The following is a 14547-nucleotide window of genomic DNA, read 5'->3' on the forward strand; positions in this document are numbered from 1 at the left end:
AATTCGTCTTCATTATGAATAAGGACGTACTTCCGGCGGAGAAATCCATCCTCAGACGCATCATACTCCCTTGGATCATCCTCGCCAGCATCGGTTTCAGCGGCTGCAGCCCTCGTTACGTCCAGCTCGATCGCCAAGCGGAAAAATTGGGATTCCACAGCGCCTGGGTAGAGGGTTCCGGATTCCGCCACCGGGTCTATTTTCGCACCTCCGGTGACGGCGCCCCGGGACCGTTGTGGGTCTTTCTCGAGGGAGACGGCCTGGCCTGGCTGTCCAGCGATCGCGTCGCCCGCGAGCCGACCCCTCCGCACAGCTTCCTGCTGACCCGGATGGCCGAAACCCCAGGAAATGTGGCCTATCTGGGCCGTCCCTGCTACCACGGGCAGGCCCAGGCGCCGGGCTGCCATCCCCTCCTGTGGACCCGGGACCGTTACGCGCCCGCCGTCGTCGCCAGCATGAAGGCCGCTCTGCAGGCACTGACGGATGACTTCCGACGACCTATCATCCTGGTGGGTTACAGCGGCGGCGGCACGCTGGCCATGCTGCTGGCCGCCCGCCTGCCCTCCGTGATCGGCGTCATCACCCTGGCGGGAAACCTGAACGTGGCTGCATGGCGCCGCCTACATGGATACAGTCTTCTGACGGGTTCCCTGGACCCTGCACGCCAGCCACCCCTGCCCGGTGACATTTTTCAGATTCATATCGCCGGCCAACTGGACGATAATATCCCGGCAGACTTGATAGCCACCGAGGCGGCACGCCAGCCGAACGCCCGCCTTCTGATCGCCCCTGGAACGGGGCACGACTGCCCAGCGGAGGAAATATGGCGTGCCGTCGTGACCGCCGCCACGACGTTGGCGCCCCGAACCGGCAAAAAACGGGAGCAATGTCCGTGCATGAAGGGTAATCACAACAACGACCAAAGGAATCCCGGTCATGATCTGTGTACAGGCCCTTCATCCGGCAGCAGTGCCTTGCGTCCCCCGGAACCTGCAGGATGAAACAACAATGACGACACCCATCCCAGAACTGCGCTTTCCCTTATCTGAACAAACCGCCCGCAAACTGGTCTTCAGCCATTGGGATCTGTTGCAGCACTTGGCCCGACGCCGTTTCCCCAACGATGACAACACGGCCCACCTGGCCCTGGACTTCGTCTTGGAAAAGCTCCAGGAAGAGGGCTGGCACCGCATCCGAAGCTGGGAAGGCAAAGGAAAGTTCTCCACGTTTCTCGGCGTGCTGACCGGCCGTCTGATGACCGACTACGTACGCAAGATATACGGCCATCAGCGTCCCCCCAAGTGGCTGACCGAGAAGAAAGATCCGATCTGGCGGGAAGCCTATCGCATCCTGATCCTGGATCGCTTCGAGCGTCAGGAAGCCGTCTCCCTCCTGGAAACCAACCACCCGGACCGGGACCGCACCACGCTGGAACGCATCGTCTCCGAGGTCATCGGCCACTGTCCGCCCCGGCACCGTTATCAGGACAGCCAGGGGATCGCCATCGACAGTATCGCCGAACCGGCCAGCGAGGCACCTTCACCGGAAGCCGAGCTGGAACCCCAGCCCCGGGCGCTGCTGGAAGCCTTGGAAAGCTACATCCGCGGAGAGGGCGACCTGCCCGACGAGGCCCGTCCCCTGTTGGAAAAGCTGCAGGCCCACCTGGAACTGAGCGATGAAGAGCGTTTGCTGCTGCGGCTACGCTTCTGCGAGGGCATGAAGATGGCCCAGATCGCCAAACTGTTGGGAATCAAGGGCGATCCATACAAGCGCCTCAACAAAATCTTGACCCGCCTCAAACAAGCTTGTGAAGCGGCCGGTATCCTTTAATTCTCAACATTGAATCGATACAATGAACGAAAACGCCCCTATGAAAGGAGACGAACGGCTGATCAGCCTGCTTGGCCTGGCAGCCACCCGCCGGGAAGAAACCGAAGAAGACCATCCGCCGCCGGAAGTGCTGACTGCCTTCATCGAACAGCGCCTGCCCCCCTCCCAGCGGCAGGCGGTCATGGCCCATCTGAACCGCTGCGAATGCTGCTATCAGGAATGGCTGCACAGCGCGGCCGCCCTGGAAGAAGCCCAACCGGAGGAGACGCCGATCCAACGGCCTGCGTGGTGGCAGCGCTTGTGGGCGCGTCTGCGCCCCCGCCCTTGGATCATCCCCCTGACCGTGGCCGTGACCGCCGGTTTGGCGGTGGCCGTGGTGCTGGTCCAGCAGCCGATAGCGGGCAAATGGCCGCCCCACCGGATCATCGCCGCTCTGCCTAAGGGACAGGAAATCCCTGCTGACCGACTTCCACGTGCCGAAGCACCGTTTGCCTTCAACGATACAGCGGCCGATCCGGCCAAGGAGACAGTCGCCCAGGGGCTGCGAGACGCCCGCTTCTGGATCGAACATCCCGACCAGGTGGACCTGAGGGACGAAACCCACGACACGCCGGAGAAACGGGCCTACCGCAGCCTGGGCCAATGGCTGCTGTTGGCCTGGGCCATGACTCAGAAGGAGGACTCCGATCCGAATGTCTGGCAAGTGTTCCGGCGATACGGCCAGAGCCTGGCGGCAGAATTTGAGAAACTGCCGCCCTCCCCCCAACGGGATCAGGCACTGGCGGACCTGCACACGGTCCAGACCATGATGGAACCTTTGGCTGAAACGCCGGACGCTGTCCAGCGGACCCGTCTGCAACGCAAGCTGCTCCTGATCATCGGCCGATGGCAAGGTTGATCCTTATCCTCCTGACCGGGCTGTTGGCGACAGGGACGGCCGCCGCCGTCCCCACCGAGGATAGCATCGACTTCTATGTGGAAAGCTACGGCGCACTCACACCGGAAGACGATCCTCGAATCGCCATCGCCTATCGGGTGTTCGAGCGGGTACGGGCCGCCGCCGACCAATCCCGCCACCGGCCCCCAAGGCTGGTGGTAATCGGCGGCGACACCAACGCCTGGGCCATCGCCCTGCCCAGCGGCCACATCGTTCTGTCCCGCAAGGCGGTAGCCTTGTGCTTCAAACAGGCCGACGAGAATCTGGCCCGCACCCGCCTCGCCTTCGTTCTCGGCCACGAGCTGGCCCATCTGGCCCACGACGACTACTGGCACGAAGAGGTGGAGCGGTTTCTGGCCGCTTCGCCGGACACCCAACGCATCGCGCATTTCCTGGATCAGAACTTCGAGGTCCGGGAAAAGGAACTGGCCGCCGACGACAAAGGGTACATCTACGCCGCCATGGCCGGTTATCCCGTCCACCTTCTGCTGGAGCGGAACGATACCAAGACCGATTTCTTCACTTTTTGGATGCAGCAGACCCAGGCCCGCATCAGCGCCTCCCATCCCTTCCCGGAAGACCGGGCCGCCCTGCTGCGGGAGCGCCTGCGCATGCTGCAGGAGAAGGTCGCCTTCTTCGACATGGGAGCGCGCCTTGTCCACTTCGGCCGTTGTAGCGACGCCATCTACTTTCTGCGGGAATTTCAACAGGTGTTCCCGGGACCTGCGGTGCTCAACGACCTGGGCGTCTGTGCCCTGCAGCAGGCCCGCCAGGCCATGCCGCCCCGGCAGGCACACTTCTACTGGCTGCCGTTCCTGCTCGATCTGGACACCCGCATGCCCCGTACCCGGGCCGCGCTCCCCGAAGACGAATACCGGTTCCTGAAGCACTTCCCGTTGAACGGGACGGTGACCGGCTATCTGCGCGATGCCGCCGACTATCTGGAACGGGCCGCAGAATCCGCCCCCGACTACCTGCCCGCCCGCATCAATCTGGCCACCGTGCAACTCTACCTTGGCCGCCCCCATCAAGCCCGGGCCGCGCTGGCCGAGGCGTTGAAGCTCGCCCCGGACGACTGGCAGGCCCAGATGCTGGATGCGCTAGCGCTCTACGAGCAAAGCGATGCTGACATCGATCTGTGGCCTGCAGCGGTCAAACGGCTGGAGACCCGCACCGACATGCCACCGGCCTGGCGTTACAACCTGGCCCGGCTGCTGGACATGCGCCCCCGCAACAGCGACGCCGACCAACACTGGAATCAGCTGGCCGCCCTCGCTCCCCGTCTGCCCCGCCTCATCCGGGAACAGGTCTGCCGCCGCCAGCGGGTCCAGCCTCAACCCCAGTGTCTGACTCCTCCGTCGGCCGGCGGTACCGCCCCCTTGCCCTGGTCATGGCCGGTCCCGCAGAGCGGCGGCACCTTGGTCACCCCTTCCCTGCGCGCCCGTCTGTTCGCCGGCTGGGAGTCGATTCCCTTCGACTGGTTCCGGGCCAAGCTTTATGGCTTCATCCACCGGGTACCCCATCACACCGCGGAGGTGATGGAAATGGATCAGTATCTTCAGCTGCAGGTGACCCGTACCGGCCTGCCGAGCAGCGAACAAGCGGTCGCCCGTGCCTGTCCCCAACCGCTGCGCCGCCGGCGGATTTTCCAGGGCACCGTGGTCACCTGCGGCAACTGGGCGGTGTTGCTCCGTGACGGCCGTCCCCGCGAAGCCTGGTGGATCTCCCGGTAATCCTCTATCATCGGGAACCGGCAATCGTAACAGGGAGATCCGTCATGTCCGAACACGTCTACAAGGTCATCGAAATCGTCGGTTCCTCCACGGAGAGCACCGATGCCGCCATCCGCAACGCCATCGAGCGCGCCGGCAAAACCCTCAAGCACCTGAACTGGTTTCAGGTGGTGGAAACCCGGGGGCACATCGAGGACGGCAAGGTGGCCCACTTCCAGGTGGTGCTCAAGATCGGCTTCCGTCTCGAGGACTGATGCGCTCGCGCCAGCGCGCGATACGCTCCAGCAGCACCGGCGGCGAGCCGAAACACATCTCGCCGCTGTCAAGTTCCACCGCCACCTGGACGGTGGTGCCTTTGGCCAGGCGGCGGCCTTCGGTGTCGTGGATCTCGTAGGCCAGCTTCAGGCGGTATTCGTATTCGAGCATTCTCGCCTTCACCCGCAGGGTCTGGCCGAAGCGGGCCGGGGCCAGATAGCGGACCTGCAGATCCACCACCGGCCACACGTAGCCGGTGGCCTTCATGGTGAGGTAGTCGTAATCGATAGTTTCGAGCAAGGCGCAGCGGGCGATTTCGAAGTATTTGAGGTAATGGCCGTGCCAGACGATGCCGAGCATGTCGGCATCGAAGAAGGGCACCTCTAGGGTCACCTCGGTCTCGGGCAGCCCGCTCATGGCGCCTCCCAGAAGGGGTAGAAGTTGAACCATTGCAGCGGCGCCTGCAAACAGTGGCGCTGCAGGCGCTCGACGAAGGGGCGGGCGTAGGCGCGGATCGACGCCAAACGCTCCGCCCTTTCCTGCGGCAGCTGGACCTGTTCGTGCAGCGGGTCGAAGTGGATGTGATAGCCGTCGCCGCGGCGATAGCAAAACAGGGTGAACACCGGGCACTGGAGCAGGTGGGCCAGCAGCCAGGGGCCCTGGGGAAACGGGGCCGGGGCGCCTAGAAACGGCAGCTGCACCACCCGCTGGGGGCTGCTCACCGGAACTCGGTCCCCCACCAGCACCACGAACTCGCCCTGGCGCACTTTGTCCTGCAGCAGGATTGCCGTGGCCGGGTCGATCTCGGTCACCTGAATCAAGGTCATGTGGTGGGAGCGGTCCACGCTGCCGAGCAGGCGGTTGAACTTCTCCGCGTGCTTGGTGTGCACCAGGATGTTGAGGCGCAGGCGCCGGCGGAAGTCGGCCAGCGCCCGGCAAACCTCCAGGTTGCCGAGATGGGCGGTGACGATCAGGCCGCCCTGGCCCTGATCGAGCAGCCGCAGGAATAGCTCGCGGTTGTGGAAGGCCACCGCGGCGGTATCGAAGCGTCCCAGCCAGACCACGATCTTGTCCAGCAGGCATTCGGCGAAGCTGAGGAAATGACGGTAGCTGTGCCACAGACCGCCGTCCAGCCCCAGTTGCGGCGCGAAGCGGTGCAGCCGGCGCAGGTAATCGCGCGAGGCCGCCCGCGCCCGGCGGTTGACCACGAAGTAGTAGCCCACCACCGGATACAGAAACAGCCGGAAGAAGGGCCGGCCCAGCAGCAGATACACCCCCAGCAGGAAGCGCATCCCCCAGAGGACGCCGCGTTCCTCCATCGCCGCCCAGTGCCCGCTCACCGCCACCCTCCCAGACGCTGCAGGAACAGGCGCGCGTGCATCCGGCTGATGCGCCAGTTGTCTTCCCAGGCGCGGAAGTGGGACACGCCATCGGCCCGGTAGCGCACCCGGGTGGGCAGCCACACCATCGGCACCCCGGCCCAGTGCAGCCGCACCAGGATTTCGATGTCGAAATCCATGCGATCGCCACGGACTTTCTCCAGCAGCGGTTCCAGCACCGCCAGCGGATAGACGCGGAAGCCGCACATGGCGTCGGGAATCGCCAGGGAAGCGGTGTTGATCCACACCCACACGTGGGTGAGCCAGCGGCCATAATAACGGCTGCGGGGCATGGAGGCGTCGAAACGGGGCCGGCCGCAGACCGCCGCCTCGGGCCGGGACCGGGCCACCTCCAGGAAGGCCGGCACGTCGGCCAGCTCGTGCTGGCCGTCGGCGTCGATCTGCAGCGCGTGACTGAAACCGGCCGCCCGCGCCGCCCGCAGGCCGGTCTTCACCGCCGCCCCCTTGCCGCGGTTGCGGGCATGGCGCAGCACCGTCACCCCGCCCTCATCGCCCAGGCTGTCGATGACGCGGCGGTGGGCGGGATCGCTGCCGTCGTCCACCAGAAAGCAGGGCAGGCCGTGGGACCGCAATGCGGCAACGATGGTCCCGAGACGGTCGCTGTGGTTGTACACGGGGATCACCGCGCAGGGTTCGAACGCCATCGTCACTCCCAGTACAGCCGCCCGGAACTGCACTCCCCTTCCCCAGTGCGGTAACGGAAGGCCAGCCGCTTGCGTTCGGGATCGTAATCGAGGCGCAATTCCAGCGTCATCTCCGGCACCACCAGGCGCTTGAACTTGATGTTCTCCATCCGCCGGAAACACAGCGGCAGGGCGAATTCCTCCAGAAACAGCGCTGCGGCCCAGTGGATCTGCACCACCCCGGCAAGAAGGGGAAAACCGGGAAAATGGCCCTGGAAACAGGCCAGATCCGCCGGCAGATACAGGCGGTAGTCCACCCGCCAGTCTTCCCGCCGGCGGGCCAGAATCTGCGGCAGCGGGCGGGGATCAGGCATGGCCGTTGCGCCGCATCGTCCAGCGCCGCACCCCGTATTCCACCGCCATCAGGGCGCCGCTGAGCAGATAAGCGAGCAGACCGTTGTAAAACGTCCACAGGCGCAGGTCCCCGTACCAGACGGTGAAGGCGGCGATAGCGCCGTTGACGGCGAAGAACAGGCACCAGACCCAGGTGACGGTGCGGGTGTAACGCACCCCTTCGGGAGGCAGATCAGGGTCCAGCAGGCGCGCCAGCCGCTCCACCACCGGCGGCGGAAACCACCACAGCGACGCCAGAAACCAGACCAGAAACACCCCGTTGACCAGCACCGGATAAAGCAGCAGCGATCCCTCCCGCCCCCACAGCAGCAGGCCTGCCACAGCCAGGGTCAGGGCCCAAAACGGCCAGCCCCCTCTCAGCCACCAGGCCCGCAGCCCCATCAGCCCCAGCAACGCCAGCAGCAGCCAGCGGGGATCAATGCGGCCGAGGGACAACCACACCAGGAGCGGATACAGCAGGGTGAGAGCGACGAGGACGGCCAACCACCATCCGCGCCCCGGACGGCGGCTCATGGGCGGCTGAGGCGCTGCACCACATCGACGACGTCGCCAACGGTCCGGATCTGACGAAAGTCATCCGGCGGGATGCGCTTGCCGATGAGATCGTGCAGACGGACCACCAGATCGACCGCATCGATGCTGTCGATGTCCAGTTCCTGGAAGGTGGTCTCGGGGGTGACCTGTGCCGGGTCGATCTCGAACAGTTCCTCGAGCAGGCGGCACAGCGTGGCGTAAACGGCATCCCGGTCTGTCATCGTGTCCTTCATCAAAGGGTGTCTCCCCGGTTGAACGGGAGCTGCGATTTCCCTGATTGTAGCGCAAGGAGAGAAAGCGACCAAGGATGCAAGCGCCGGGTGTCACCTTCGCTTCAACGCCTCCCGGCAGGCGCTCTCGAAGCATCTCGCTCATGCCAATCCGAATACAGCCGTTCCAGATGGCGGGTCAAACGCCTGGCGGCCACAGACAAGGGCAGCCCCGCGTCCATGACCTTTCCAGGATCGATTTCCGCCCCCACGGTCACCGTCACCGCAGGTCGATACTCGGGCACCTGATGCCAGGACTGCCCCTTGCCCAGCAACAGGGGCCGGTAACGCAGGTACACCGGCACGATGGGCGCACCGGTCTCCAGGGCAATGCGGGCAGCGCTGCGCTGGAACCGCCACGCCGCTTCCGGCGGGGTGCGGGTTCCCTGGGGGAACAGGATCAGGTTGGCGCCTTGCCGCAGCGCGGCCAGCGCCGCCGGCAGCAAGGTCTGCGAATCGTCCGCGAGGATGTGGCCGCAGCAGCGGATCGGCCGGCCCACCAGCGGCACCCGCGCCAGCGACGGCTTGACCACGCATACGGCGTCCTCCACGAAAGCGAACAGCAGCACGATGTCGAGAAACGAGGGGTGGTTGGCGACGATCACCCGCCCCCGGCCCCGCAGGCGCTGCGCACCTTCCAGGTGGAAGTCCCAAACCCCGGTCCGGCGCATCCATTCAACGAAAAAGCGAAACGCCCGCCGGCTCAGACGGCGGGCGTAGGCCGGACGGGCGGCGGGGGGATGACGCCAGGCGGTGGCCGGATAGATCAGCCACCACACCAGCAGCGCGCCCAGCCCGTAGACCAGATAGCTGAGCACGGTGGCGGCAAAGCGCAAGCCCCGTTCCATCTCAGGGGTGGCGGCGCAGGATCAGGGCGGTGTTGATGCCGCCGAAGGCGAAATTGTGGCTCGCCACCACCTCGCAGTCGAGCCTCCGGCCGTCGCCAGTGAGATAGTCCAGCGGCGCGCAGGCAGGATCGGGATGCTCCAGGTTGAGATTGGGATGGAACCAGCCCTCGCGCATCATTTCGATCGCCGCCAAGGCTTCCAGCGCCCCGCAGGCCCCCAGGGTGTGGCCGGTGTAGCTCTTGAGGGTGCTGACCGGCGTGCGCTCGCCATAGACGTCCCAGGTGGCCCAGCTCTCGGCTTCGTCTCCCTGGCGGGTGCCGGTGCCGTGGGCGCTGACGTAACCCACCGCTTGCGGCGGCAGGCCGGCGTCCTCCAGCGCCAGCTCCATCGCCCGGCGCATGGTGGGGCGCGACGGCTGGGTGACGTGGGCGCCGTCGGCATTGGTGCCGAAGCCGGCGATTTCGGCGTGGATGCGGGCGCCGCGCGCCAGGGCGTGGTCACGGTCCTCCAGAATCAGGGTGCAGGCTCCCTCGCCCAGCACCAGGCCGTCGCGGTCGCGGTCGAAGGGGCGGGGGGTCGCCTGTGGCGCCTCGTTGCGGGTGCTGGCGGCGTACAGGGTGTCGAACACCGCCACTTCCGTGGGGCACAGTTCCTCGGCGCCACCGGCGATCATCACCGTCTGGCGCCCGGTTCGGATCGCCTCATAGGCGAAACCGATGGCCTGGCTGCCGGAAGTGCAGGCGCTCACCGCCGGGATGATGCGGCCGCGCACCTGGAAGAACAGGGCAACGTTGACCGCGGTGGTGTGTCCCATCATCTTGAGATAGGTGCCGGCGTTGAGACCGCCGAGGCGGTGGTGGAGCAGCATGGCGCCGAAATCGGCGATGGCGTCGGTGGAGCCCACCGAGGATCCGTAGGCCACGCCGGTTTCCCCGGAAGCGACGATGGGGTCGTCCAGCAGGCCGGCATCGGCCAGCGCCAGCTCGCTGGCGCGCACCGCCAGCAGCGACACCCGCCCCATGCTGCGGGTGCGCTTGCGGGTATAGTGGTCCGGCAATTGGAAATCGGTCACCGGTGCCGCCAGCAAGCAATGCAACCCTTCGTAGGCCGCCCAGTCGTCGCGCCGGGCCACGGCGTTGCGCCGCTGCCGCAGCCGCTCCCGCACCGTGGCCCAATCCGACCCCAGGGGGGAGATGGCCGCCATGCCGGTGACCACCACCCGTCTCATCCGCTCAACCCTCCGTCGACGGCGATGACCTGGCGGGTAACGTAGGCCGCCTCCGGCGACAGCAGGAACGCCACCAGCGCCGCCACCTCCCCCGGTTTGCCGAGACGGCGCTGGGGAATGTGGGCCTTGATCTCCTCCAGGAGCAAGTCGGCGACCATGTCGGTCTCGATCAGGCCGGGGGCGACACAGTTGACGGTGATGCGGCGCTTGGCCAGTTCCAGGGCCAGCGCCTTGGTGGCGCCGATGATGCCGGCCTTGGCGGCGCTGTAGTTGACCTGGCCGCGGTTCCCCAGGAGGCCGGCCACCGAGGCGAGGGTGACGATCCGCCCCGGCCGGCGGCGCTGGATCATGGGCAGCACCAGCGGACGGAGCACGTTGTAGAAACCGTCCAGATTGGTGTGCACCACCCGGTCCCATTCCTCCCCGGTCATGGCGGGAAACACCGCATCGGCGGTCAGGCCGGCGTTGCAGACCACGCCATAATAGGCCCCGTGAGCGGCGACATCGGCCTCCAGAGCCGCCGCGGCGGCGGCCCGGTCGGCCACGTCGAAGGCCAGGCAGCGCACGGTGACGCCGTGGTTCCGGCGCAACGCCTCCGCCAGCGCTTCGAGCAGTTCCCGATTGCGGCGGCAGGTCAGGACCAGGTCGTACCCTTCGCGCGCCAGGCGCTCGGCGATGGCGCGGCCGATGCCGCGGCTGGCACCGGTGACCAGGACGGTTTCAGACTTCATCAGCTCGCTCCAGATAGGCTTTCAGATCCTGCGGCAGCAGCACGTTCAGACGGGCATCGGCCAGCGGCCGGCCGGCTTCGATGGCGCAGTCGAACACGCACATGTCGTTGGCGGCCCGGAACACCCGCCGCGCCCGCACGCAAAGCTTCTGCCCCACCGGGAAATGATCCACCGCTGCCTCGAAACGTCGCGTTCCCAGCAACAGGCCGGCCCGGATCGGCTCCCCCCGGTGAAGGCAATGATAGCCGGACCAGACGGCCACGGTCTGGGCCATGTACTCCAGCCCCACCCAGGCCGGGACACGGCCCGGCTCCAGCAGAAACAGCGGATCATCGCGCACGGTCAGGGCGGTACGGGCAGTCTCGTCGGTGATCTCCACCACCTCGTCCACCAAGCGCATGACGCCGCGCTGGGGCAACAACTCGGTGATGGGGAAACGTCGGGGCGGGTAGTTCACGGCATCTCGATGCGGTTGACGGCAGATTTTTTCATGCCCGCCGGGGAAATGCAACGCGGTCGGGGCTGTGGCACAATGCCACCTACATCATGAAACCGCCACCCATGGGTTCCGGAACCCCGCCCGAAGAACTCCAACGCCGGATTGCCGCCCTGGCGCCGGGGCTGCCGCGCCGCCGCCCCCTCGTCAACCTGTGCCGGGACCGCATCCGTTTCACCGCGGTCCTGCTGCACGCCGCCTGCCGGCGGCAACGCTGCCTGCTGCCGCCCACCCACAGCCCCGCCGCCGTGGCGGAACTGCAGGCCCGCTTTCCCGATGCCGTCCTCGTGACCGATGACGCCGTCGATCCCGCCCCCGCGTTTCCCTGCCTGCCTTCTCCCTGGCCGCCCCTGCGCCGCTGGCGCGTTCGGCTGCGGCTTATGTGTTTCACCTCCGGCTCCAGCGGCCGGCCGGCGGCCTGGGAGAAGACCGGAGCGATGCTGGTCCGCGGCGCCCGCTGCGCCCTCGCCGCCCTGGGTCTGGGCGAGCGGGACTGGGACGTGGTCGCCACCACCCCAGCCCAGCACCTGTTCGCCCTGGAAACTGCGGTGATCTGGCCGCTCTGTTCCCGGCTGCGGCTGACCGCCGCCCGCCCCTTCTATCCCGAGGACATCCGCCGCCTGCTGGCCCGCAGCCCCCGGCCGGTCCTGCTGGTTTCCACCCCGCTGCAGCTGCGCGCCTGCCTGGGCTCGGCGCCGCGCTGGCGCAACCTGGCCGGTATCCTGTCGGCCACCGCCCCGCTCGATCCCGGCTTGGCGCAGGAACTGGAAACCGCCACCGGCCGGCCGGTGTGGGAAATCTACGGCAGCACCGAAACCCAGTCGCTCGCCTGGCGCCACCCCGCCCGCGAGGAAGGCTGGCGCCCCTATCCCGGGGTACGGCTGGACTGCGGCACCGAAGGCGTCACCGTCCGTGCGCCCTGGCTGCCCCGCCCCGTCGTCCTGGCGGACCGCTTCGAGCCGCTTGGCGATGGCCGCCTGCGGCTGCTGGGACGGAGCCAGGAATTGATCAAGGTGGGCGGCAAGCGCATCGCCCTGGGAGAACTGAACCATCACCTCCAGGCCATCGACGGCGTCGAGGACGGCCTGTTCTTTCCCACCGAAACCAACCGGGTCGGCGCCCTGGTGGTCAGCCGCCTGGACCGCCGCACCCTCCTCGCCCGGCTGCGCCAGCGCATCGATCCGGTGTTCCTGCCGCGGCCGCTGCTGTTCGTCGAAGCCATTCCCCGCACGCCCACCGGCAAGGTAAGACAGGCCGACCTGGAGGCGCTGCTCAGCCGCCTGCGCCGCCGCTGACCCGGCGCCACAGGCTTTCCTGATCCTCAATGCCAAGGATGGCCTGGGCCGCCATCACCCCCGACAGCGCCGCCCCGTACACCCCGCCGCCGGGCGCGGCCCAGTGACCGGCCAGATACAGCCCCGGCAGGGGTGTCTCCACCGCCGGCCGTCCCGGCCCCACCTGGCGCGGCAAGGCGGCCCAGCCGTAGGCCGCGCCCTGGTGATTGAAGGTATAGCGCATCATGGTGCGCGGGGTGCCCGACTCCAGCCAGCGGATGCGCGCCCCCAGCCCCGGCAGCCGCGCCTCGGCCCGGGCCAGCAGACGCTGCTGGAAACGGGATTTCAGCACGCGCCAGTCCTCGGAAAGCCGGTAGGGGGCCAGGGTGGTCAGCATCAGCAGGTGACCGCCGTCGCGGCTCAGACCGGGATCGGTGTGGGTCGGGCAGGTGACGGAGAACCAGTCCGGCGTCCCCCGGCAGGTGGCATCGAAGGCCCGTTCGTGGTCCCAGCCGGGATAGAAGAAAACCTCGTGCGCCGCGGTGGTCGGCGGCAGGGAATCGACACCGAGGTAGGTGACGAAGGCCGACAGGGACGGCTGCATCCGCCGCAGCCGCTGCAGGTAACGGGACGGAACCCGGTCGGCCGGCACCAGGTGTTCCATGGTGTGGCGCAGATCGGCGTTGGCGATCACCACGCCAGCCTCAATGTCCTGACCGGTTTCGGTCATCACTCCGGCGGCGCGCCCGTCGTCCAGCACGATCCGGCGCACCCCGGTGCGGTAGAGCAGCTCGCCGCCGGCCGCCTCGATGCACCCGGCCAGCGCGTCGGCCAGACGCTGGAACGAACCCTGGCAGTAACCGGCCCCGTCCCGGACGTAGCCCATGAACATCAGCGCCCAGTAGAGAAACGACAGCCGCCCCGGCGGCAGCCCCAGATAGGGCCACAGTCCCGCCAGTGCTGCCATCAGGCGGGGATCGGAGAAATGATCGGCCATGACCTGGGCCAGGGTGGCTTGGCGGAAACGGGCCAGCAGGGGAAAGTCCTGTCCCTGGCCGGCGGCGGCGCGGCAGGCCTGGTCCGCCAGTTCCGCGGCCAGATCGAGAAACGCTTCCAGCCCCCGGCGCTGGACCGGGAAGCGTTCCCCCAGAGATTCCCGCAGGGCGCCCAGCCCCTGGGGAAGGGCGATGCGTCCGTCCGGAAACGCCACATGGGCCACCGGGTCCACCGCCAGGAAACGGACCCGGCCGTCCAGCCCCAGGCTCTCCACCAGCATCCCCAGCACCCGCCGGTGCGGCGGGCCGGAAGCGGCGCAACCGCCGACCGTGTGCACACCGGCGTCACACTGGATGCCGCGGCGGCGGAAGCCGTGCAGGTAACCGCCGGGGCGGTCGTGGCGTTCGATCACCAGCACCGAGCGCCCGCAGCGGGCCAAAATCGCCGCCGCCGTCAGCCCGCCGATACCGGCGCCGACGACCACGGCGTCGTAGCGATGCCGCCGCGATTCCCGGTGAAAGCCGGCCTGCATCAATCGGCGTAGCCGTCCTCGGTGGGGTCGTAGATGACCTGATGGACCTTGTAGACCCCTGTCCCCATGGCGCCGCTGGGCACGAACACGACCCGCCCCAGACCCTTGAAGTAGGCCTCCTTGCGGTGGACGTCGGGACCGAAATAGAACGGAATCCACTGCTTGCCGGTGAGATAGGTCTTGGTTTCGGTGGGCTGACCGAGAATGTCGTACACGTGGCCTTCGCTCATGCCCGGCTGGATCTTAGCCAGCGGGCTGTCGGCCGGTATTTCCGGCGTGGCGACAGACCCGTCGTTCCGTTTGACCGAAGACCCCGCGGCCGCCTGCGATGCGTCCGCGTGACCGCCCTGACTGGCGCAGCCGCCCACCGCCAGTCCCAGACAGGCGCCCAGCAGCAACAACCGAATTCGCATGTTCTCCCCCTTTTCTTGGTTGTGATATCGAGCG

Annotated in this window: 18 protein-coding genes; 6 read left to right on the plus strand and 12 right to left on the minus strand. The window is 67.2% G+C overall.

The features are described 5' to 3' along the window. The first annotated feature begins 14 nt into the window (after positions 1 to 14). Genes MCIT9_RS02010 through MCIT9_RS02030 form a run of 5 tightly spaced genes read left to right on the plus strand, consistent with a single transcriptional unit; the run spans position 15 to position 4754 of the window. Positions 15 to 1001 carry an alpha/beta fold hydrolase gene (locus MCIT9_RS02010; RefSeq protein ID WP_317705764.1) on the plus strand — a complete coding sequence of 329 codons (987 nt, stop codon included), beginning with the start codon at positions 15 to 17 and terminating at the stop codon, positions 999 to 1001. 7 nt (positions 1002 to 1008) lie between these two features. Beyond that, complete coding sequence (locus MCIT9_RS02015) at positions 1009 to 1830, plus strand: RNA polymerase sigma factor (protein ID WP_317705765.1); 822 nt, start codon at positions 1009 to 1011, stop codon at positions 1828 to 1830. 40 nt (positions 1831 to 1870) lie between these two features. Then, positions 1871 to 2728 (plus strand): anti-sigma factor, encoded by an 858-nt coding sequence (locus MCIT9_RS02020; RefSeq protein ID WP_317705766.1) that lies wholly within the window; start codon positions 1871 to 1873, stop codon positions 2726 to 2728. Further along, positions 2716 to 4500: a M48 family metalloprotease gene (locus MCIT9_RS02025; protein ID WP_317705767.1), complete on the plus strand. Its 1785-nt coding sequence runs from the start codon at positions 2716 to 2718 to the stop codon at positions 4498 to 4500. Before MCIT9_RS02020 ends, MCIT9_RS02025 begins: the two co-directional genes overlap by 13 nt. 44 nt (positions 4501 to 4544) lie before the next feature. After that, complete coding sequence (locus MCIT9_RS02030) at positions 4545 to 4754, plus strand: dodecin (protein WP_317705768.1); 210 nt, start codon at positions 4545 to 4547, stop codon at positions 4752 to 4754. Here the strand turns inward: MCIT9_RS02030 and MCIT9_RS02035 are convergent. The 10 genes from MCIT9_RS02035 to MCIT9_RS02080 form a co-directional block, all read right to left on the minus strand. Beyond that, positions 4726 to 5172, minus strand: a complete 447-nt coding sequence (locus tag MCIT9_RS02035; protein WP_317705769.1) for an acyl-CoA thioesterase — start codon at positions 5170 to 5172, stop codon at positions 4726 to 4728. The genes MCIT9_RS02030 and MCIT9_RS02035 overlap by 29 nt on opposite strands. Continuing rightward, complete coding sequence (locus MCIT9_RS02040; protein WP_317705770.1) at positions 5169 to 6095, minus strand: LpxL/LpxP family acyltransferase; 927 nt, start codon at positions 6093 to 6095, stop codon at positions 5169 to 5171. Before MCIT9_RS02040 ends, MCIT9_RS02035 begins: the two co-directional genes overlap by 4 nt. Beyond that, complete coding sequence (locus tag MCIT9_RS02045) at positions 6092 to 6799, minus strand: glycosyltransferase family 2 protein (RefSeq protein WP_317705771.1); 708 nt, start codon at positions 6797 to 6799, stop codon at positions 6092 to 6094. The genes MCIT9_RS02040 and MCIT9_RS02045 overlap by 4 nt, the downstream gene beginning before the upstream one ends. A 2-nt stretch (positions 6800 to 6801) precedes the next feature. Beyond that, positions 6802 to 7152, minus strand: coding sequence for an ApeI family dehydratase (locus tag MCIT9_RS02050; RefSeq protein WP_317705772.1), 351 nt, complete (start codon positions 7150 to 7152; stop codon positions 6802 to 6804). Next, a complete protein-coding gene (locus tag MCIT9_RS02055; RefSeq protein WP_317705773.1) occupies positions 7145 to 7705 on the minus strand; it encodes a COG4648 family protein in 561 nt (186 codons plus the stop codon). Before MCIT9_RS02055 ends, MCIT9_RS02050 begins: the two co-directional genes overlap by 8 nt. Next, positions 7702 to 7947, minus strand: coding sequence for an acyl carrier protein (locus MCIT9_RS02060; protein WP_317705774.1), 246 nt, complete (start codon positions 7945 to 7947; stop codon positions 7702 to 7704). The genes MCIT9_RS02055 and MCIT9_RS02060 overlap by 4 nt, the downstream gene beginning before the upstream one ends. A 113-nt stretch (positions 7948 to 8060) precedes the next feature. Continuing rightward, a complete protein-coding gene (locus MCIT9_RS02065) occupies positions 8061 to 8843 on the minus strand; it encodes a lysophospholipid acyltransferase family protein (protein WP_317705775.1) in 783 nt (260 codons plus the stop codon). Between the two features lies 1 nt (position 8844). After that, positions 8845 to 10071 (minus strand): beta-ketoacyl-ACP synthase, encoded by a 1227-nt coding sequence (locus MCIT9_RS02070; protein WP_317705776.1) that lies wholly within the window; start codon positions 10069 to 10071, stop codon positions 8845 to 8847. Then, positions 10068 to 10802 (minus strand): 3-oxoacyl-ACP reductase FabG, encoded by a 735-nt coding sequence (gene fabG, locus MCIT9_RS02075; protein ID WP_317705777.1) that lies wholly within the window; start codon positions 10800 to 10802, stop codon positions 10068 to 10070. The genes MCIT9_RS02070 and fabG overlap by 4 nt, the downstream gene beginning before the upstream one ends. After that, positions 10792 to 11259, minus strand: coding sequence for a hotdog family protein (locus MCIT9_RS02080; RefSeq protein ID WP_317705778.1), 468 nt, complete (start codon positions 11257 to 11259; stop codon positions 10792 to 10794). The genes fabG and MCIT9_RS02080 overlap by 11 nt, the downstream gene beginning before the upstream one ends. 89 nt (positions 11260 to 11348) lie before the next feature. On the opposite strand from MCIT9_RS02080, the gene MCIT9_RS02085 reads away from it, so the two are divergent. Next, the gene (locus MCIT9_RS02085) at positions 11349 to 12593 is read left to right on the plus strand and encodes an AMP-binding protein (protein WP_317705779.1); all 1245 of its coding nucleotides are present in this window, start codon (positions 11349 to 11351) and stop codon (positions 12591 to 12593) included. Here the strand turns inward: MCIT9_RS02085 and MCIT9_RS02090 are convergent. Together MCIT9_RS02090 and MCIT9_RS02095 are read right to left on the minus strand one after the other, a co-directional pair. Next, complete coding sequence (locus MCIT9_RS02090; protein ID WP_317705780.1) at positions 12571 to 14100, minus strand: phytoene desaturase family protein; 1530 nt, start codon at positions 14098 to 14100, stop codon at positions 12571 to 12573. The genes MCIT9_RS02085 and MCIT9_RS02090 overlap by 23 nt on opposite strands. Then, positions 14100 to 14513, minus strand: a complete 414-nt coding sequence (locus tag MCIT9_RS02095; protein WP_317705781.1) for a hypothetical protein — start codon at positions 14511 to 14513, stop codon at positions 14100 to 14102. The genes MCIT9_RS02090 and MCIT9_RS02095 overlap by 1 nt, the downstream gene beginning before the upstream one ends. Between the last annotated feature and the right edge of the window lie 34 nt (positions 14514 to 14547).

The organism is Methylomarinovum caldicuralii (assembly GCF_033126985.1).
Taxonomy (GTDB): Bacteria; Pseudomonadota; Gammaproteobacteria; order Methylococcales; family Methylothermaceae; genus Methylohalobius; species Methylohalobius caldicuralii.